We start from the raw sequence: 17,525 nt of genomic DNA on the forward strand, positions 1-17,525 counted from the left end.
CCTCTCTTGAGGGACGGCCATCACAGGGCTTCCCGCGGCTGGGGCGGCAGGTCTTCCACTTCGGGCAGCGCGTCGTCCATCGGCGCCCACGACGCCAGCAGGTCACGCAGCTTGTGCTTGCGAATGGGGGTCAGGATGAGGCTGTCGCCTTCCTTGCGAATCAGCACCTCGGACCCTTCCATCTCCAGTTCACGAGGAATCCGGACCGCCTGGTTGCGGCCGTTGCGGAACAACGCGGCATGGCGCTCAGTCACCTGGGCCTCCGAGGGTGGGTGTGGCATATGTCAAAGCATATGTTCAAACTTGCGGGCGGGCAAGTCGCTCGGATGCGATCGGCGCTGCCAGGCGGTGTGCTGAGCGGGCAGGCAGATGGCTCGCGTTGCAACTGCCGGGTACGGCTGCTGTTGAGGGCGGTGAGTCCCCACGCCACTACAGCCCGAGCGTAGAAACGTCGAGCGCACGCACGCTTCTACGCTCCGGGTGTAGTTCGGGCGCTCTGCGTGTGCGAGGGCGTCGGATTAGGCGCCGCAGGCAGCGCTTAATCGAACGGCGGGCAGTTTCGATTGCCCTGACAAGCACTTGGCGCGTCGCCGTAGCGGCTGGGTCGAGGGAGCCGCGGCTACTTCACGCGGCGCAATGCTGGCCAGGTGGGCGCTGGCGCTGCTGCCTGGCGCAGTGCTTCGATCAGCGCACGGTCGTTCGCGCGCTGGGCCAGGCGCCGAGCCAGCCAGCGCATCGCCACCGCACCGGGGGCACCGATCAACGTGGCCGCTGCCACCGCCAGCGGCGCCACACCGCCAGCCACGGCAAACGCCGAGAGGCCGCCCACCCCGGCCAACACCGCGGCCACGGCCTCGCACCGCCGCCACAACAGCGGCGGGTCGCTGCGCAGGTAGTTCACCGACTCGCCAGTCTGCAGGTTGTGCAGCACCACCAGTTCGCGGTCCAGCAGCAGCGCCAGCACGCGGTGGCCGCGACGCGCGGGCATCAGCGTGGTGTGGACGACGAACTTGAACTCCGGGCCCTGGTCGGAGGTGAGCCACAGCTCGCGGCGTTCGCGGGCTGGGTACTGCTCGCACCAGCGCCGCGGCACGTTGATGAAGCGCTGGACCTCGGCCACCTGGCCGCAGACCCATCGGAAGTCGCGCATGGCCGGCTCCTCGTGTTGGACGGGTCACGGTGGCATGGCGAGGGGCTGGATCAACCCCGCCAGGCCGGGGAGGAGCGCGGGTCTGCTCGGCCGTTGTGACACTCGGGGGACACACGAGTGATTCCTGGTGGTCATCAGGGTGACACCGAATGGGCGCTCTTGGGGCCGATTTCTGCAGTGACAGTCGAGGGTCACCGCAGTGCCACTCTGGTGGCATCGGAGGCCTGCTGTGGCCGGGCCGAAACCACGTCCCGTACGCCATCGCCACCTGTTCATCTGAACCAGAGGCCAAGCCCCCGCATGTCAACCCCAGGCGTCGCGCCGCTGCCAGCGCCGAGCTGGAAACAGAGCCGCCTCACGCGCCGCGTCAACGCTCGCCCAAGCACACGCCTTTCGCGCCGCTTGGCGGTGGCAATGCCCGAAACCGCGTTGACGTTAACGCCGCGCACGGTGTCCACTGCAGGCTCCCGAAGGGCTCCTGGCCCTTGCTCATCGCGAGCGAACAGGCGTCGCAGTCGTTACCTGCCCTTGAAGCCTCGGTCCTTGAACCGGGCGTGCCGTTGGCCCTGAGCCTGCGGCCCCGAGGAAACCATTCGCGGAGCTGATGTCCGCGGCCTGCCGGCGTTGATCGCCGGGCGCTCTTGAAGCGCGCCGCTGACCGAACCCACGCGGTGCCGGCACCCGATGCCGCGCGCCCGTGCCCGCCATCCGTTCGAGCTTGTGCCGTGCCCTGGGGCTTTTCCCTGAGGCTGGCGCAGTGCCTGGTCGCCCTGGCCCCGTTGGGGGCCGCGGCCGGCGCTGGCTGCTCGTGCACCTGACTCCGCCCCGGCATTTCGGTAAGGGGTGGCTCCAGCAGGTGAATGGCGACGCGAAAGCCATAGACCTGATCCATCGCAGCCAGCTAGGCCCGACCTGGCTGACGGCAGCGCCATGCCCTTGGAGGCCGGCGTTGCCACCCGCTCGCGCGTCGCGGAAACCCGTGCGCGGGCCGGATCAACCCCGTTCCCATTTTGAAGACCGACCGAGCTGGCGCCGCTGCCTTCAACAGGCGACGGCACCGGCGAACCCGGAGCAGGCGCAGCAGGCCGTGGCCGTCTGCCGCGCGACATCACCTGGCCACGCCAAGCCGGCGCGACGGAATCCGCGCCGGCCGGCCGCACTGCGATTCCACCTTCAACCCGGCCGCGCCCTGCGGGAAGGCGAGGCCACTGTCCACGGAGGGCGTATGCCTTCGCAACCCAACCGTCTGCTGATCCCTTCTTCCCATTCATCCACCCCACGCCCGCTGCCGCTGGGCGGCAAGGCCACGCCGAAGGCGCTGCGCCCCCGCGAGTGGGCGGGCTTGTCCAACGACGAGATCCTGTCGCGCTTCGTGCCCGGCAAGGCCAGCCCGCACACCGTGCTGGAGGTGCTGCTGAAACTGCACAACATGGAGCACACGGCGCGCGCCAAGAGCGTGTCGTTCAAGACGCGGTACGAGCGGGCGAACTTCCTGCGCCATTTCTTCCGCGAGCTGGAAAGCCGCGGCGGCTTCAAGAAGGCGCCCGACCCGCGCAACCTGGGCCAGCGCCACATCCAGGCCGCGGTCGATCTGTGGCGCAAGGACGGGCTGAAGCCGTCCACCATCCAGACCTACCTCAGCTTCCTGCGAGGCTTGGCCGGCTGGCTCAGCAAGCCGGGCTTCATCCGTCGGCCGGCGTTCTACGGGCTGGAACTGGCCGAGTACCAGCGCAGCTGCATCAACGAGCGCGACAAGAGCTGGTCGGCGCAGGGCGTGGATGTCGATGGCCTGATCGACAAGGTGGCCGCCTTCGACCCCTACGTGGGCGGCATGCTGCGGCTGATCCGCGCCTTCGGCCTGCGCAAGCGCGAGGCGATCATGTTCCGGCCCAACGAGTGCGTGGTGAACTTCGCCGACACCGGCCTGCCGCTGGCCGAGAAGCAGGGCGAAGAGTACGTGTGGATCCGCCAGGGAGCCAAGGGCGGCCGGCCGCGCTTCGTGCCGATGAACACGCCGCGCCGCCGGCAGGCCGTTGCCAGCGCGCAGCGGATTGCCTTCTGGGACAGCCATGCCCACACGGGCGACCCTGACCGCGATCTCAAGCAGAACATGGTGCGGTTCGGCTACCTGCTGCGGAAGTTCGGCATCACCTCGAAGGGCCTGGGCATCACCGCCCACGGCCTGCGGCACGAGGCGCTGATCGAGGAGTACATCGCCATCACCGGCCAGGAGCCGCCATTGCGCGGCGGTGGGGAAGGGCTGACGCGCGAGCAGGAGGACGCGGCGAGGTTGGCGGTGAGCCGCCTGGCCGGCCACAACAGAGGAAGAGCGTCGGCAGCCTATCTGGGCGCCGTGCTGCACAAGAAGAAGGGCGGCGCCGCAGGCGGCGCGGCGGGTGGCGACGCTGCGGCCTGATGCAGCACAGCGGCCGGCGACCGCGCCGGCCGGTGGTCTTCAGCCCGCCTTGGGCTCCTGCGCGTACAGCGGTGTCACGGTTCGGCACCGCTGTTCGACCTGGTGCGCGATGCGCTGAACGTCCTGGGTTGTCAGAGCTTGGGTGCCGCGCGATTTCAGCAGGCCGGCCAGTTCCTTACCGCTGAAGACGCGAACCCGGCCGCGCCCGGTGCGTTCCACGAACCAACCGGGCAATGCGATCACGGGCAGCACCGCGACGGGCGATCCGACGGCACTCGACAGCCACTTGGCCAACCAGGCGGCCTGGCGCTCGGCCTGCTCCAGCGGCTCCTTGGTGGTCCAGGTCGGAAACTTTAGGGTGTCGCCGTCGTAGACCACCGTGGCGTCTGCCTTGCCTCGGCCCTGATTCGGCTTCGTGAATCCCTTGGTCTCGATGGCGAAGACACCCTCGGCGGCGACAACGACATGGTCGATGTTGAACTGCTCGGCCGGCAGGTCGTGGAATGTCGCGGCGCCCTGGCGCATCAGTTGATCGAGCTCCTGGCCGACGGCCACCTCGGCGTCGTAGCCCGCCTTCAGGAGGTCGAGCCGGGTTCCGGCCTTCAGCAGCTTGCGCAGCATGTAGGCGATGAAGGCGATCGCCGCCAGGGCGTAGACCGGCGCCAGGTGCGCCATCTGCGGCAGGCCGCGCAGATGGCTCTGCGCGAGGAACAGCGCCAGCGCCAGCAGCGGCACCACCATCAACAGCACGAGGTCCCAGGTCAGATCGTTGTGGGCCTCGTCGAGCTGCTCGCGCAGCGAATGGCCTGGGCCACGCAGCAGCGCGATGCCGATGGGAGAGCGGCGGCTTTGCCGCGCCTTCGCCTTCCTGCGGATCAGGACGAAGAGGGCCGCGGCAGGCCCGGCGAAGCAGGCGACGAGGACGCCAAGGACGATGGCGATCTGGTTGGTGACTTCTCCCATGGATCCGTCTTTCCTGCGGCTGCCGTCACGCGGTCAGGCGCGCTGCCAGCTTCTTTGTGGTGGACGACACGAAGCGCCCGAGCCGCTCGGCCAGCGTGCGTGCCGATGGCGTCAGCGCGGGGGCGATCTCGTGCACGGCCTGGTCGATGGCCGTCGGCACGCGGTCGGCCATGTCCTGTGCCTGCAGAGTCAGGAAGCGCGGTTGCATGCCCAGCTGCCTGGCCATCAGCGCCAAGTGCTCGGCGCCCATCTCGCCCGGCCTGACCTCGCCGCCGACCGCAAAGGCGAACTCGGGCGACAGGCCCGGGTACAGCCGCGTGCACATCAGGTCGTAGAACGGCGTCAGCGTCACGCCCTGGCCGGGCACGCTGTAGATCGACAGGTTCTTGGCGTGGCTGTCGTTGTTGCCGACGTACAGGTTGAAGAACACCCAGCGCACCAGGTGGCGCAGGTCGACGGCGGGCTGCGCGCTGTAGCGACGGATCAGTTCGGCGCAGGCGGCGAGGCCTGGGCCGCCTTCCTTCTCGTACTTGCGATCCGACACCGTGCCTGCCAGCTGGCACAGGTCGTACTGCACCAGCCGGGCCAGCGTGCCGTCGGGGCGAAGCTGACGGTCGAAGCGGCGCACGACGCAGGCTTCGGTGTGCGGTTCGTAGAAGACCTCGGCTGTCGGCAGGCCGGCCAGCGCCGCGGCGCGCATCACGATGGCCTCATTGGCGGCCGAGTGCCAGACCTTGGCCAGGCGGCGGATGTTGGGCTTGAGGATGTGCGTGGACGGCGAGGTGCCCTTGGGTAGCTGCGGCACGCCGTCGTCGAAGATCGCCAGGCTGGTCTTGTCCTGCGCCCCGGCCAGCGAGATGCGGGCGCCTTGCTCGTGGATGTCGATGGCAGAAGCCGACTGCTTGGCCAGGATCGCGGCGATGGCTTCCCAGGTTGTGGCTTCGTAGCGCGGCGGCTCGGGCGTCTGCCCAGGTGCGACCAGCACGAAGGCACCCGCGGTGTCGCCCGCCACTTCGAGCAGCAGCGAGAAGAGGGTGGATGCCTTACGCTGCGCGGCCAGGTAGTCGCGTAGTTCGCCCTCGGGCAGCAGGTTCTCGAAGAAGGCCTGCACCTCGGGCGAGGCTTGCCGGCCGGGCTGAAGAGCGATGGCGGCCAGCGACATCCGCTGGGCGCCATCCAGCCACGTCGATGCGTACTCGAAGGCCAGCGGCGCGCTGTCGTGCACGGCACCGACCAAGTCGCTGCCGTAGTAGACATCCAGCCGGTCGGGCCGTGGCTGCATCACCGGCGCCTCACAGCGAGGAGGTCGAACGAGAGGATTTGGTGCGCACCACCACCTCCAGGCCCAGTAGGTCCATCAGGTCCAGCACCTTCTGCAACTGCACGGTCGGCTTACCGTTCTCCAGGTCCACGATGAAGCGATTGCCGGTGTTGCCGAGGCCCGCCAGGTCGAGCTGCTTCAGCGCCAGCCGCTTGCGCTGCTCACGGATCACGGCGCCCAACTCCACGGAGGAGCGGATCGGCGTCTCCGAGCCGGCGGAGTGACCGAGCGGTAAGTCTTGGGCCGACGGCGGCATGGCAGGCGCTTGAAGTTACCTTTCGGTCATTTTCGGTGCCGACCCGCTGGAGGTCAAGCGGAAAGTGACTGATCGGTAATCAGAATCCCGCCTGCGATGAACAGTCGGCGTCTCAGCGCGAGTCGCCGGCCGGCGTGCCGCCGCGCCTTGTCTCATCGGCCGCCAACCTGTTACCCAGCCGACGGTCTTGCTGATCCGTGGCATCGCTGCGAATCAGCTGGCGCATGTACTCGCCTGCATTGACGTAGCCGCCCTGCGCCACGCGACGGGCGACGTACTCGCGGAGGTCCGTCGGCAACGTGAGCTTGATCCTGTGCAGGCTCATGGCGGCATCATCGAAGTCGGGTGCGCCGGGTGTCAAGCTGCCTTGGCCTTGCCGGTCTTGGCCGTCGCGTCACCGCGCTCCAGCTTCAGTAGCAACTGTCCCCACGCTTCGAGCGCCCGCCGCCGCTCCTCGAAGTAGTCGTGCCGGTTGTAGACACCTTCCACGCCTTTGAGCTTGTGGTTCAGGCAGCGTTCGGCCACGTGCGGCTCCACGCCGAGAGCGGCCAGGTGTGTGCGGGCGGTGCGGCGGAAGTCGTGCACCGTAAAGTGGGGCAGGCCGTGCTTCACCTTCCCCATCGCCACGCCCAGCGTCGACTCGCAGACGTGCGGCACCATGCGGCTCTGCAGCTTGCGCGCCGGCAGCACGTGCTCGGCGTTGCAGGCCAGCTCCTTCAGCTTCTGCAGCCACTCCACCGCCATGGACGGCAGCGGGATGTCCAGCGGCTGGCCGGTCTTGGTGCGCATGCCGGGCAGGTGCCACACCGGCGGGTCGGCCTCCAGCTCGAACTCGTCCCAGCGGGCGGCGATCAGCTCGCCCTTGCGCACGGCCAGCAGCAACAGCAGCTTCACGGTCAGCTCGTTCTGCACGCTGAAGCCCTTGGCCTGGCGCATCGCCTCGAACAGCGTCACCAGCTCGTCGCGTGACAGCGCCCGCTCGCGGGCGACTTCCTTGCCGCCGGCATCCGCCAGGTCGAATGCCGCCGCCGGGTTGAAGCGCACCAGGTGGCGCTTGATGGCGTAGTCGAACATGCGCCGCACCCAGCGCAGCACGTCGTTGGCGATGGTCGGCGCGCCGCGCTTGACGACGACGCGCAGCATCGCGTCGATGTGCTTCGGCTCCACCGCATCGAGCGCCAACTTGCCCAGGTGCGGCTTGATGTCCTTCTCGATGCGGCTGCGCACGATGTTCGGGTGCTTCCAGCGCCCGTTGATCATGCGCTCGAAGTACTCGTCGGCGAGCTGGCCGACGGTGGTGACGCTGCGCGCGGCCTCGATGCGGGCCAGGGCCGTGGACTTGCGCTCCTGCTTCTCACCGGCCACGTCGTGGCCGAGGGCGATCTTGGCGCGGAGTTCCTTGGCTGACTGGCGGGCTGCTGCGAGGGGCAGGTCGGTGTAGCTGCCCAGGTTCATCACGCGCGACTTGCCGGCAAAGCGGTAGCGCAGCCGCCAGTGCGGTGTCGTGCGATCGGGTCGCCATGTCAGCACCAGCCCGTCGCCATCGGTGCGCCCCTCGAAGCGTTCACCGGCCTTGATCCAGGCCCGGATCGCGACGTCGGTCAGCTTGCCCATCGTCCACCCCGCGTGTGTACCCGGAAAGGGCCCCGGACCGTTCCGGGTACACGCTCGGGTACATGAAATTCTGGGATGGGGTGGGCCGCTGTTCAACCTCCTGAAACGCCAAGCCCGCGCAAACGCTGGACTTTCCGGCTGCTTGGGGGTGTCAAGAGACCCCGTGAAACCTCACTCGATGTTCTGCACCTGCTCGCGCAGCTGCTCGATCGCCACCTTCATCTCCACCGAGATGTTGGTCAGCTCGATCGACGCGGCCTTGGAGCCCAGGGTGTTGGCCTCGCGCAGCAGTTCCTGAACCAGGAAGTCGAGCCGCTTGCCGAGTTCGCCGCCCTTGGCGAGAAGGCGCTCGACCTCGTCGAGGTGCGATCGCAGGCGTGCCAGTTCCTCGGCCACGTCGATGCGGATCGCGAAGGCGGCGGCCTCGTTGATCGCGCGTTCCTGAAGCGCCTCGCGCGGCACGCTCTGGTCGGCGCCGCTGGTCTCCAGCGCGGCCTGCCAGCGCTCCAGGAAACGTGCCTGCTGGCGCTGCACCACGGCCGGCACCAGCGGCTCGGCCTGGTCGGCGAGCTCGCGCAGGCGCGCCACGCGTTCGCGCAGCACCGCGACGAGCCGCTCGCCCTCGCGCGCGCGCGCCTCCAGCAGGCCGGCCACCGCGCGGCGTGCGGCCTCGAGCAGCGCCTCGTCGGCGCGCTCGGCCACGCTGCTGCCCTTGCACCACTGCAGCACCTCGTGCACCGACAGCGGCCGCGCCTTCGGCAGCCAGCCGAGTACCGTGCCTTCCAGGCGCGACAGCCGGTTCATCTGCTCGGGCTGGGGCTGCGGCCAGGCGGCGTCGGCGTCGGCGCGGCCGGCGATGCGCAGTTCCACCTTGCCGCGCCGCACCTGGGCCGTGATCAATTCACGCAGCGCCGGCTCGAGCGCGCGGTACTCGTCCGGAACGCGGAACGAGAGGTCGAGGAAGCGCCCATTCACGGAGCGCAACTCGACCGTCAGGCCGGGCCCCGGTGCGCCCGCGCGAGGCGTGCCGCTTTCCGCATTTCCGGCTTCTTCGCCCGTGGCGGCGGCCCCCGCGACGGCATTGGCGTAGCCGGTCATGCTGTAGACTGCCATCGGACCTGTCCCCTCGACAAAAGCCCATTATGTCGTCCAAGCCGAAGCCCGCGCCCTTGCCCTCCGGCACGGTCGTGGGGGGCTATCAGGTCATCAAGAAACTGGCCGCCGGCGGCTTCGGCGTGGTCTATCTGGCCGAGGATTCGGAGCGCCATCTGGTGGCGCTCAAGGAATACCTGCCGTCCTCGCTGGCCGAGCGCGCGCCGGGCGAGCTGACGCCGCGCGTCAAGCCGGAGAAGCAGCCGCTGTACCGCCTCGGCTTGAAGAGCTTCTTCGAGGAAGGCCGCTCGCTCGCGCAGATCAGCCACCCGAGCGTGGTCTCGGTGCTGAACTTCTTCCGCGAGAACGAGACCGTCTACATGGTGATGAACTACCTGCAGGGCGATACGCTGCAGGACTTCATCGTCACCGCGCGCGACCTGAAGCGCGACAAGGTGTTCCGCGAGAGCACGATCCGCTCGCTGTTCGACGAGATCCTGCGCGGGCTGCGCATCGTGCACCAGCACAAGATGCTGCACCTGGACATCAAGCCGGCCAACATCTTCATCACCAACGACAACAAGGCGGTGCTGCTGGACTTCGGCGCGGCGCGCGAGGTGCTGAGCAAGGAAGGCAACTTCATCCGCCCGATGTACACGCCGGGCTTCGCGGCGCCCGAGATGTACCGCCGCGACGGCACGCTCGGCCCCTGGACCGACATCTACGCGATCGGTGCCTGCATCTACGCCTGCATGCAGGGCTACCCGCCCAACGACGCGCCGCAGCGCATCGAGAAGGACCGGCTCGCGCTCAGCCTCTCGCGCCTGCGCAACATCTACTCCGACAACCTGATCGAGGTCACGGAGTGGTGCATGTCGCTCGACCCGCTGTCGCGCCCGCAGAGCGTGTTCGCGCTGCAGAAGGAGCTGGCGCGCGAGACCGAGCGCCGCTACACGAAGCTGAGCTTCAGCGAACGCCTGAAGCTGCAGATCGAGAACCTCACCACCGGCGCGAAGGCGTAGGGCAGCAGCATGCGCTTTTCCGTTTACCAGGTCAGCCGCAAGGGCGGCCGCGAGAAGAACGAAGACCGGATGGGCTATTGCTACACCCGCGACTCCGGCCTGTTCGCGCTGGCCGATGGAATGGGCGGGCACCCGGAAGGCGAGGTCGCCTCGCAGCTCGCGCTGCAGACGCTGGCCGCGATGTTCCAGCGCGACAGCAAGCCGACGCTGCCCGACCCGCTGCGCTTCCTGCACGAGGCGATCATCGCCGGCCACCATCAGCTGCTGCGTTATGCCACGCAGAAGGCACTGATCGACACGCCGCGCACCACGGTCGTCGCCTGCCTGCTGCAGGGCAACTCGGCCTACTGGGCGCATTGCGGCGATTCGCGGCTCTACATGGTGCGCGGCGACAAGCTGATCGCCCGCACGCGCGACCATTCCTACTCCGAGCTGCAGGAGACGATGAGCCAGATCGTCCCGATGGGCGAGCGCTTCAACCGCAACGTGCTGTTCACCTGCCTGGGCAGCCCGGGCAAGCCGGTGGTCGACACCGTCGGCCCGCTGCTGATGCAATCCGGCGACCGCCTGTTGCTGTGCTCCGACGGCCTGTGGGGCACGGTGGAGGACGAGGTGATCGTCGACCAGCTCAGCCGCAACGCGATCTCCGACGCGGTGCCCGAGCTGGTCGAGCAGGCGCTGCGCAACGGCGGCCCGAAGTGCGACAACGTCTCGGTGCTGGCCGTCGAGTGGGAAGCCGCCGAGGACAGCGACAGCTCGATGGGCATCTCGACCCAGTCGCTCGGCGAGGAGGTGTTCGCCTCCACCATCCAGGCCAGCGTGATGGGCACCGATGCGCCCGACGAGCTGGACGATGCCGAGATCGAACGCTCGATCCGCGAGATCAACGAGGCGATCCGCCGCTCCTCTCAGCAAAAGAGGAACTGACAGCCCCCGCCCGCCGGGTCCGGCGAGCTGCCCCCCGCGGGGGCGCGGGCCCGGCTTGGGGCGGCCCGGCGCTCGGGCCCGCCGACGGCGTGTCGCCAGCCCGTGGACAATACGGGCATGACCTACCAACGCCCCCACGACCGCGCCGCCGACGCGCTGCGCCCCGTCACGATCACGCGCCGCTACACCCGCCATGCCGAGGGCTCGGTGCTGGTCGAGTTCGGCGACACCAAGGTGCTGTGCACCGCCTCCGTCGACGAGAAGGTGCCGCCGCACAAGCGCGGCAGCGGCGAGGGCTGGGTCACGGCCGAATACGGCATGCTGCCGCGCTCGACCCACACCCGCAGCGACCGCGAGGCCGCGCGCGGCAAGCAGAGCGGGCGCACGCAGGAGATCCAGCGCCTGATCGGCCGCAGCCTGCGCTGCGTGTTCGACCTGGCCCGGCTCGGCGAGCGCAGCATCGCGCTCGACTGCGACGTGATCCAGGCCGACGGCGGCACCCGCACCGCGGCCATCACCGGCGCCTTCGTCGCCGCGCACGACGCGGTGAGCTGGCTGCTCGAGCAGGGGCGCATCAGCGAGTCGCCGATTCGCGACTTCGTCGCCGCGGTGTCGGTGGGCATCGTCGAGGGCACGCCGCTGCTGGACCTGGAGTACGTGGAGGACTCGGCCTGCGACACCGACATGAACGTGGTGATGACCGGCGCCGGCGGCTTCGTCGAGGTGCAGGGCACGGCCGAGGGCGCAGCCTTCACGCGCGCCGAGATGGACCGGCTGCTCGGGCTGGCCGACCAGGGCATCCGGCAGCTGATTGCGGCGCAGAAGCGCGCGCTCGGAGTGTGACGGCAATGCGCCTGGTGCTGGCGTCGAACAACGCCAAGAAGCTCGCCGAGCTGCAGGCGCTGTTCGCGGCGCTGCCGCTGGAGATCGTCGCGCAGGGCAGCCTCGGCGTGCCCGAGGCCGAGGAGCCGCATGCCACCTTCCTCGAGAACGCGCTGGCCAAGGCGCGCCACGCGGCGCGGCTCGCCGGCGGCGCGGCGATCGCCGACGACTCCGGCCTGTGCGTCGACGCGCTCGGCGGTGCGCCAGGCGTGGTCTCGGCGCATTTCGCCGCGCTGGCCTTGCCGGCCGGTGAGCGCGAGGCGCAGCGCCGCGTGCAGGACGAGGCGAACAACGCACTGCTGCTGCAGCGCCTGCAGGGCCACGCCGACCGGCGCGCACGTTTCGTCAGCACGCTCGTGGCACTGCGTTCGGCGGATGACCCCGAGCCGCTGGTGGCCGTCGGCCGCTGGCCTGGCGTGATCCTCGCGCAACGCAGCGGCAGCGGCGGCTTCGGCTACGACCCGCTGATGTTCATCCCCGCGCTCGGCCGCAGCGTGGCCGAGCTGGATGCGGCGACGAAGAACGCGCACAGCCACCGCGCGCTGGCAGCGGCGCAGATGCTCAACCTCATGCGCGACGCCTGGCACCTTGGCTGAGATGTCCATCCGGCCGGACGACCCGCCGGCCGAAACCACCGAGCAGCGCCTCGCGCGCTACACCCGCCCCGGCACGCTGCAACTCGGCGCGCTGCCGCCCCTGGCGCTGTACGTGCACCTGCCCTGGTGCCTGCGCAAGTGCCCGTACTGCGACTTCAATTCGCACGAGCGCCAGGGCGAGCTCCCGGAAGCGCGATACCTCGACGCGCTGAACGCCGACCTCGAGGCCGCGCTGCCCTTCGTCTGGGGCCGGCGCGTCGTCAGCGTCTTCATCGGCGGCGGCACGCCCAGCCTGTTCTCGCCCGAGGGCATCGCGCGGCTGATCGGCGATGTGCGTGCCCGCCTGCCGCTCGAGCCGGGCGCGGAGATCACGCTCGAGGCCAACCCCGGCACCTTCGAGCGCGACCGTTTCCGCGCCTTCCGCGCGGCCGGCGTCACGCGCCTGTCGATCGGCGTGCAGAGCTTCGACGACACCAAGCTGGCCGCGCTCGGCCGCGTGCACGACGCGGCACAGGCACGCGCGGCGGTGGCCGAAGCGGCGCAGCACTTCGAGACCTTCAACCTCGACCTGATGTACGCGCTGCCCGGCCAGACGCTGGCCGAGCTGCAGCGCGAGCTCGACACGGCGCTCGGCTTCGCGCCGCCGCATCTGTCGATCTACCACCTGACGATCGAGCCGAACACGGTGTTCGCCAGCCGACCGCCGGCGCAGCTGCCGGACGACGACCTGGCCGCCGCGATGCTCGACGCGATCGCCGAACGCACCGCCGCCGCCGGGCTGGAACGCTACGAGGTCTCGGCCTTCGCGCGGCCGGGCCACCGCTGCGTGCACAACCTGAACTACTGGGAGTTCGGCGACTACCTCGGCATCGGCGCCGGTGCGCATTCCAAGCTCAGCTTTCCGCACCGCATCGTGCGCCAGGTGCGCTGGCGCGAGCCGCAGACCTGGATGGCGCGGGCACTGGCCGGCGCCGCGATCTCCAACGACGAGGAGGTGGTGCGCCGCGCGCTGCCCTTCGAGTTCATGCTCAACGCGCTGCGCCTGCGCGAGGGCTTCATGCTCGAGCGCTTCCGCGAGCGCACCGGGCTGCCGTTGTCGGCCATCGAGCCGGCGCTGGCCGACGCGCAGCGCCGCGGCCTGCTCACGCGCGACGCTTCGCGCGTGGTGCCGACGCCGCGCGGCTTCGACTTCCTGTCGGACCTGCAGGCGCTGTTCCTGGCGGACTGAGCAGCGCCGGCGCGGCGTTCAGCGCGCTCAGCGAGCGCTGCAACTCGTCGACCAGCCAGCGCCGCAGCGCGCGCAGCGGCGGCCAGTCACCCAGCGCCGGCGGCCAGCACAACCAGTAGGCATAGGCGTTTTCGTAGTTCACCTCGATCGGCGAAAGCCGGTAGAGCCGACCCTCGCGCAGCGCGTCGGCGGCGAACACGGCGCGCGCCAGCGCGATGCCGAGGTCCTGCTCGGCGGCCTGCAGCAGCATGCCGGCGTCGTTGAACTCGGCCACCGGCCGCACCTTGATGCGCTCGCCGGCCAGCGCGAACCAGCGCTCCCAGGTCGGGGCGTCGCCCAGCAGCGGCTCGTCGGCGAAGGCCCGTGCCGGCTGCCCGAGCAGGCGGCGCGCGGCGTTCGGCGAGCCGAGCGCGATCAGCGGCATCTCGAAGAGTCGTTCGCATTCCAGCCCGCGCCAGGGTCCGGGGCCGGTGCGCACGGCGGCATGGAAACCGTCGCGCTGCAGGTCCACCAGCTGCTGCGAGGTGTGCAGCTCGATGCCGATGTCCGGATGCCGCTCGCGCCACGAGGCCATGCGCGGCAGCCACCAGCGCTGCGCGAACGAGGGCAGCACGGTCACGCGCAACGTGTGCTCGCCGACCGCGGCGGCGGCGGCCGCGGCGCGCAGGCCGTCGTCGATCTGTTCGAGCGCGGGCTCCACCGAGCGCAGCAGCGCCGCCCCGGCGGCGTTGAGCACGATGCGCCGGCCGCGCCGGTCGAACAGCGCGAAGCCGATCTGCTCCTCCAGCAGGCGGATCTGCTGGCTGACGGCGCTGTGCGTCAGGTGCAGTTCCTCGGCCGCTGCGCGCAGGTTGGCCAGGCGCGCGACGGTCCGGAAGGTGGGCAGCGTGTGCAGCGGCAGGCGGGCCATGCTGTGCAGCATAGCTTACCAATCTGGCCTGAACAATTCGATTCCGCCGCGAGCGCTGGGCTCCTATGCTTACCAGCATTCGAGTGAGGACACCATGAACAGCCCCATCCTGAGCCTGCATCGCCCCTGGTGGCAACGTGCCGCCGATTCCCTGCTCTCCGCCCTGGCGCGCTGGCGCGAGGAACGCGCGCTGCGGCGCGAGATCGCCGCGGCGCGCGAGATGGACGAGAGCACCCTGCGCGACATCGGCGCGCCGCAGTGGCTGATCGAGGAGGCCCGCCACCACCGCGAGCAGGCCCGCTTCGACCGCGAACTGCAGCGCGTGCGTGCCGACCCGGCGTCGCCGCGCTACTGGTGAGCCGCGGCAGGCTGGCTCAGACCCGGTTCAGCGACAGGCCGGCCGTGCTGCGCAGGCGCTCGATCAGCCGGCCGGCAATCTGCGTCAGCGGCAGCACCTCGTGCGCCGCGCCGTGCGCGATGGCCTCGCGCGGCATGCCGAACACCACGCAGCTGGCTTCGTCCTGCACCAGGTTGTAGCTGCCGGCGTCGCGCATCTCGCGCATGGCCCGGGCGCCGTCGGCGCCCATGCCGGTCAGCATGATGCCCAGCGCGTTGGGTCCGACCACGCGCGCGGCCGACTGGAACAGCACCTCGACCGAGGGCATGTGCCGGTTGACCGGCTCGCCGACCTGCACCCGCGCGATGTAGTTGGCGCCGCTGCGTTCCACGCTCAGGTGGTGGCCGCCGGGGGCGATGTAGGCATGGCCGGGCAGGACGCGCTCGCCGTCGCGTGCCTCGGCGACGCGGATGCGGCACAGCCCGTCCAGGCGCGCCGCGTAGCTCCGGGTGAAGCCGGGCGGCATGTGCTGCGTGATCACCACCGCGGGGCAGTCCGGCGGCAGGTGCATCAGCACTTCCTTGGTGGCTTCGGTGCCGCCGGTGGAGGCGCCGATGAAGATCACCTTCTCGGTCGACAGCCGACCGATGGCCGCCGGCGTCGGGCGCGCCGGAGCCTCGGTGCTCGCCGCCGCGGCGACCGCCATCGGGGCGCGGCGCAGGTGCGCCTTGGCTGCGATGCGCACCTTGTCGGTGATCTCCTCGGCCAGCTTGCGCAGCCCGTCGGAGACGCCGATCTTGGGCTTGGCGACGAAGTCCACCGCGCCGAGCTCGAGCGCGCGCAGCGTGACGTCGGCGCCGCGTTCGGTCAGCGTCGAGACCATCACCACCGGCGTCGGGCGCAGGCGCATCAGCTTGCCGAGGAAGTCGATGCCGTCCATGCGCGGCATCTCGACGTCGAGCGTGATGACGTCCGGGTTGGTGCTGCGGATCATCTCGCGCGCGATCAGCGGGTCGGCGGCGGCGCCGACGCACTCCATGTCCGGCTGCCGGTTGATGATCTCGGCGAGCAGGCTGCGCACCAGCGCCGAATCGTCCACCACCACGACACGTGTCTTGGCCATCTGCAACTCCCGAGCCGCTCAGAACAGGTCCACCGAGCCCGCACCGCTGGCCGGCGGCACGGCCTTCTGGGCGGCCGCGCGCTCCTGCGCGACGATGACCTCGGGGTTGCTCGGCGCCAGCCGCTTGACCATCGCCTTGCCCGAAGCGGGCAGGAAGCACACCTTGCGCGGGTAGACGTCCATCACGTCCTTCGAGAGCACCGGGATGCGCTCGGTGCGCAGGTAGTCCATCACGAAGTTGGTGTTGCGCTCGCCGACGTTGATGGTGTTCATGCCCGCGATCACCGCGCCGCCGCCGAACACCTTGGCCTCCAGCGAGCCGCGCGAGGCGCCGCGCTTCATCAGCTCGTTGATCAGCAGCTCCATCGCGTACGAGCCGTAGCGCCCGCTGGTGTTGCCGTCCCCGCCCTCGGGCAGCATGAAGTGGTTCATGCCGCCGATGCGGGCATGCCGGTCCCACAGGCAGGCGGCGATGCACGAACCCAGCGTGGTCATGATGAGGATGTCCTCGTCGTGCACGAAGTACTCGCCGGGCAGGATCTTGACCGCGTCGTTCTTGAAGTGCGCGTCGTAGAAGAAGAAGGACGCTTCGCCGGGCTTGCGCGGCTGCGCCTTCAGGCGGGCGAGGCGCACGCCGGCAACCGGCGCTGGAGCGACGAGGGTGTTCATGGGGCGGTTATCGGCGTGCGCGGCGGATTTGTGAGCGTGCCTCAGACACGTTCGTAGATGGTCTTGCCGCGCAGCCGGAACAGGTCACGCGAGTCGGTGAAGTTCTCCGAGTGGCCGACGTACAGCAGTCCGCGCGGCTTGAGCACCGCGTGGATGCGCTCGAGCACCTTGCGCTGCGTCGGCGCGTCGAAGTAGATCATCACGTTGCGGCAGAACACGAAGTCGAACGGCTCGCCGAGCGACCACTGCGGCGCCATCAGGTTGTGCACGCGGAACTCGATCAGCCGGGCCAGCTCGGGGCGGATGCGCAGCGTGCCGGCGTTGGCGCCGGTGCCGCGCAGGCAGTGCCGGCGCAGCCGCTCGGGCGAGAGGCCGCGCGAGTCGGCCGGGTAGACGCCGCGGCTGGCCGTGGCCAGCACCTTGGTGTCGATGTCGCTGGCCAGGATGCGCGCGTTGCACTGGGCGCCGAGCGTCTCGACCACGGTCATCGCGATCGAGTAGGGCTCCTCGCCGGTGGAGGCGGCGTTGCACCAGATGCGCGGGCTGCCGGTGCCGCGCGCCTTCAGGTCCTCGGCCAGTGCGGTGAAGTGGTGTTCTTCACGAAAGAAGGCGGTCAGGTTGGTCGTGAGGCAGTTCACGAACTCCTGCCATTCGCGCTCGCCCTCGACGCCGCGCGCCGTCTCCAGCCACTGCAGGTAGGCGCCGAAGGAACGGTGGCCGGTCTCGCGCAGGCGGCGCGACAGCCGGCTGTAGACCATCGCCTGCTTGCCCGCGTGCAGGCTGATGCCGGCACGTTCGTAGATCAGGCTGCGCACGCGCTCGAAGTCGGCGCTGCCGAAGGCGAATTCCTGCTCGGCGCGGTCGGACGCCGCGGCGGCGGCGACGCGGGCGAACTCGGTGGCGGACAGGGCACTCATGCGGTCTCCGGGCGGGCGGTTGCCGGTGCACGAGCGGCACCGGGTCGACGGTGTTTTCGGCCGCGGCGCAGCGGTCTTGAGGCGGCGCGGATACGCCGAATT

Annotated in this window: 19 protein-coding genes; 7 read left to right on the forward strand and 12 right to left on the reverse strand. The window is 69.9% G+C overall.

Annotated elements, in window-relative coordinates:
* Positions 1 to 20: 20 nt before the first annotated feature.
* Positions 21 to 254, reverse strand: a complete 234-nt coding sequence (locus D9C15_RS15895; protein WP_127998972.1) for an antitoxin — start codon at positions 252 to 254, stop codon at positions 21 to 23.
* Between the two features lie 365 nt (positions 255 to 619).
* The gene (locus D9C15_RS15900; RefSeq protein WP_127998974.1) at positions 620 to 1,150 is read right to left on the reverse strand and encodes a hypothetical protein; all 531 of its coding nucleotides are present in this window, start codon (positions 1,148 to 1,150) and stop codon (positions 620 to 622) included.
* 1,225 nt (positions 1,151 to 2,375) lie between these two features.
* Between D9C15_RS15900 and D9C15_RS15905 the strand changes: the two genes are divergently transcribed.
* A complete protein-coding gene (locus tag D9C15_RS15905) occupies positions 2,376 to 3,566 on the forward strand; it encodes an integrase domain-containing protein (protein WP_127998976.1) in 1,191 nt (396 codons plus the stop codon).
* Between the two features lie 39 nt (positions 3,567 to 3,605).
* Here D9C15_RS15905 and D9C15_RS15910 read toward each other — a convergent pair whose 3' ends face one another.
* The 6 genes from D9C15_RS15910 to D9C15_RS15935 all read right to left on the reverse strand — a co-directional run bounded on the left by D9C15_RS15910 (position 3,606) and on the right by D9C15_RS15935 (position 8,833).
* Positions 3,606 to 4,529 (reverse strand): nuclease-related domain-containing protein, encoded by a 924-nt coding sequence (locus D9C15_RS15910; protein ID WP_127998978.1) that lies wholly within the window; start codon positions 4,527 to 4,529, stop codon positions 3,606 to 3,608.
* 25 nt (positions 4,530 to 4,554) lie between these two features.
* The gene (locus D9C15_RS15915) at positions 4,555 to 5,811 is read right to left on the reverse strand and encodes a type II toxin-antitoxin system HipA family toxin (protein WP_127998980.1); all 1,257 of its coding nucleotides are present in this window, start codon (positions 5,809 to 5,811) and stop codon (positions 4,555 to 4,557) included.
* Positions 5,812 to 5,821: 10 nt separating this feature from the next.
* Positions 5,822 to 6,106, reverse strand: a complete 285-nt coding sequence (locus D9C15_RS15920) for a helix-turn-helix domain-containing protein (protein WP_127998982.1) — start codon at positions 6,104 to 6,106, stop codon at positions 5,822 to 5,824.
* Between the two features lie 112 nt (positions 6,107 to 6,218).
* Positions 6,219 to 6,431, reverse strand: coding sequence for a ribbon-helix-helix domain-containing protein (locus tag D9C15_RS15925; protein ID WP_127998984.1), 213 nt, complete (start codon positions 6,429 to 6,431; stop codon positions 6,219 to 6,221).
* A 32-nt stretch (positions 6,432 to 6,463) separates the two neighbouring features.
* Positions 6,464 to 7,720, reverse strand: coding sequence for a tyrosine-type recombinase/integrase (locus tag D9C15_RS15930; protein WP_127998986.1), 1,257 nt, complete (start codon positions 7,718 to 7,720; stop codon positions 6,464 to 6,466).
* Between the two features lie 171 nt (positions 7,721 to 7,891).
* On the reverse strand, positions 7,892 to 8,833 hold the full coding sequence (locus D9C15_RS15935) for a YicC/YloC family endoribonuclease (protein ID WP_205854822.1): 942 nt from the start codon (positions 8,831 to 8,833) through the stop codon (positions 7,892 to 7,894).
* 29 nt (positions 8,834 to 8,862) lie between these two features.
* Between D9C15_RS15935 and D9C15_RS15940 the strand changes: the two genes are divergently transcribed.
* The 5 genes from D9C15_RS15940 to hemW all read left to right on the forward strand — a co-directional run bounded on the left by D9C15_RS15940 (position 8,863) and on the right by hemW (position 13,467).
* Positions 8,863 to 9,834, forward strand: a complete 972-nt coding sequence (locus tag D9C15_RS15940) for a serine/threonine protein kinase (protein ID WP_112188232.1) — start codon at positions 8,863 to 8,865, stop codon at positions 9,832 to 9,834.
* A 9-nt stretch (positions 9,835 to 9,843) separates the two neighbouring features.
* The gene (locus D9C15_RS15945; RefSeq protein WP_112188234.1) at positions 9,844 to 10,761 is read left to right on the forward strand and encodes a PP2C family protein-serine/threonine phosphatase; all 918 of its coding nucleotides are present in this window, start codon (positions 9,844 to 9,846) and stop codon (positions 10,759 to 10,761) included.
* A 117-nt stretch (positions 10,762 to 10,878) separates the two neighbouring features.
* Positions 10,879 to 11,604, forward strand: coding sequence for a ribonuclease PH (gene rph / locus D9C15_RS15950; RefSeq protein WP_127998988.1), 726 nt, complete (start codon positions 10,879 to 10,881; stop codon positions 11,602 to 11,604).
* A gap of 5 nt (positions 11,605 to 11,609) precedes the next feature.
* The gene (locus D9C15_RS15955; protein ID WP_127998990.1) at positions 11,610 to 12,239 is read left to right on the forward strand and encodes a non-canonical purine NTP pyrophosphatase; all 630 of its coding nucleotides are present in this window, start codon (positions 11,610 to 11,612) and stop codon (positions 12,237 to 12,239) included.
* Position 12,240: 1 nt separating this feature from the next.
* On the forward strand, positions 12,241 to 13,467 hold the full coding sequence (hemW, locus tag D9C15_RS15960; RefSeq protein ID WP_127998992.1) for a radical SAM family heme chaperone HemW: 1,227 nt from the start codon (positions 12,241 to 12,243) through the stop codon (positions 13,465 to 13,467).
* Here the strand turns inward: hemW and D9C15_RS15965 are convergent.
* The gene (locus D9C15_RS15965; protein WP_127998994.1) at positions 13,382 to 14,389 is read right to left on the reverse strand and encodes a LysR substrate-binding domain-containing protein; all 1,008 of its coding nucleotides are present in this window, start codon (positions 14,387 to 14,389) and stop codon (positions 13,382 to 13,384) included. The two genes, hemW and D9C15_RS15965, sit on opposite strands and share 86 nt — an antisense overlap.
* 82 nt (positions 14,390 to 14,471) lie before the next feature.
* Here D9C15_RS15965 and D9C15_RS15970 point away from each other — a divergent pair, with 82 nt between their 5' ends.
* Positions 14,472 to 14,735, forward strand: a complete 264-nt coding sequence (locus tag D9C15_RS15970) for a hypothetical protein (RefSeq protein ID WP_127998996.1) — start codon at positions 14,472 to 14,474, stop codon at positions 14,733 to 14,735.
* A 16-nt stretch (positions 14,736 to 14,751) separates the two neighbouring features.
* Here the strand turns inward: D9C15_RS15970 and D9C15_RS15975 are convergent, their stop codons facing one another.
* Genes D9C15_RS15975 through D9C15_RS15985 form a run of 3 tightly spaced genes read right to left on the reverse strand, consistent with a single transcriptional unit; the run spans position 14,752 to position 17,423 of the window.
* Positions 14,752 to 15,837 carry a protein-glutamate methylesterase/protein-glutamine glutaminase gene (locus D9C15_RS15975; protein ID WP_127998998.1) on the reverse strand — a complete coding sequence of 362 codons (1,086 nt, stop codon included), beginning with the start codon at positions 15,835 to 15,837 and terminating at the stop codon, positions 14,752 to 14,754.
* A gap of 18 nt (positions 15,838 to 15,855) precedes the next feature.
* Entirely contained in the window at positions 15,856 to 16,506 is a 651-nt protein-coding gene (gene cheD, locus D9C15_RS15980; RefSeq protein WP_127999000.1) for a chemoreceptor glutamine deamidase CheD, read from the reverse strand.
* A gap of 41 nt (positions 16,507 to 16,547) precedes the next feature.
* On the reverse strand, positions 16,548 to 17,423 hold the full coding sequence (locus tag D9C15_RS15985) for a CheR family methyltransferase (protein ID WP_127999002.1): 876 nt from the start codon (positions 17,421 to 17,423) through the stop codon (positions 16,548 to 16,550).
* Positions 17,424 to 17,525: the final 102 nt, after the last annotated feature.

Source organism: Piscinibacter defluvii, assembly GCF_004011805.1.
Lineage (GTDB): Bacteria > Pseudomonadota > Gammaproteobacteria > Burkholderiales > Burkholderiaceae_C > Piscinibacter > Piscinibacter defluvii.

What these genes read in the sequence shown, in the direction of transcription:
- D9C15_RS15915 (WP_127998980.1), bottom strand. Translation starts at nt 5,811, where the DNA reads ATGCAGCCACGGCCCGACCGGCTGGATGTCTACTACGGCAGCGACTTG.
- D9C15_RS15905 (WP_127998976.1), top strand. Translation starts at nt 2,376, where the DNA reads ATGCCTTCGCAACCCAACCGTCTGCTGATCCCTTCTTCCCATTCATCC.
- D9C15_RS15965 (WP_127998994.1), bottom strand. Translation starts at nt 14,389, where the DNA reads ATGCTGCACAGCATGGCCCGCCTGCCGCTGCACACGCTGCCCACCTTC.
- D9C15_RS15975 (WP_127998998.1), bottom strand. Translation starts at nt 15,837, where the DNA reads ATGGCCAAGACACGTGTCGTGGTGGTGGACGATTCGGCGCTGGTGCGC.
- D9C15_RS15935 (WP_205854822.1), bottom strand. Translation starts at nt 8,833, where the DNA reads ATGGCAGTCTACAGCATGACCGGCTACGCCAATGCCGTCGCGGGGGCC.
- D9C15_RS15900 (WP_127998974.1), bottom strand. Translation starts at nt 1,150, where the DNA reads ATGCGCGACTTCCGATGGGTCTGCGGCCAGGTGGCCGAGGTCCAGCGC.
- hemW (WP_127998992.1), top strand. Translation starts at nt 12,241, where the DNA reads ATGTCCATCCGGCCGGACGACCCGCCGGCCGAAACCACCGAGCAGCGC.
- rph (WP_127998988.1), top strand. Translation starts at nt 10,879, where the DNA reads ATGACCTACCAACGCCCCCACGACCGCGCCGCCGACGCGCTGCGCCCC.
- cheD (WP_127999000.1), bottom strand. Translation starts at nt 16,506, where the DNA reads ATGAACACCCTCGTCGCTCCAGCGCCGGTTGCCGGCGTGCGCCTCGCC.
- D9C15_RS15970 (WP_127998996.1), top strand. Translation starts at nt 14,472, where the DNA reads ATGAACAGCCCCATCCTGAGCCTGCATCGCCCCTGGTGGCAACGTGCC.
- D9C15_RS15945 (WP_112188234.1), top strand. Translation starts at nt 9,844, where the DNA reads ATGCGCTTTTCCGTTTACCAGGTCAGCCGCAAGGGCGGCCGCGAGAAG.
- D9C15_RS15940 (WP_112188232.1), top strand. Translation starts at nt 8,863, where the DNA reads ATGTCGTCCAAGCCGAAGCCCGCGCCCTTGCCCTCCGGCACGGTCGTG.
- D9C15_RS15955 (WP_127998990.1), top strand. Translation starts at nt 11,610, where the DNA reads ATGCGCCTGGTGCTGGCGTCGAACAACGCCAAGAAGCTCGCCGAGCTG.
- D9C15_RS15930 (WP_127998986.1), bottom strand. Translation starts at nt 7,720, where the DNA reads ATGGGCAAGCTGACCGACGTCGCGATCCGGGCCTGGATCAAGGCCGGT.
- D9C15_RS15910 (WP_127998978.1), bottom strand. Translation starts at nt 4,529, where the DNA reads ATGGGAGAAGTCACCAACCAGATCGCCATCGTCCTTGGCGTCCTCGTC.
- D9C15_RS15925 (WP_127998984.1), bottom strand. Translation starts at nt 6,431, where the DNA reads ATGAGCCTGCACAGGATCAAGCTCACGTTGCCGACGGACCTCCGCGAG.
- D9C15_RS15920 (WP_127998982.1), bottom strand. Translation starts at nt 6,106, where the DNA reads ATGCCGCCGTCGGCCCAAGACTTACCGCTCGGTCACTCCGCCGGCTCG.
- D9C15_RS15985 (WP_127999002.1), bottom strand. Translation starts at nt 17,423, where the DNA reads ATGAGTGCCCTGTCCGCCACCGAGTTCGCCCGCGTCGCCGCCGCCGCG.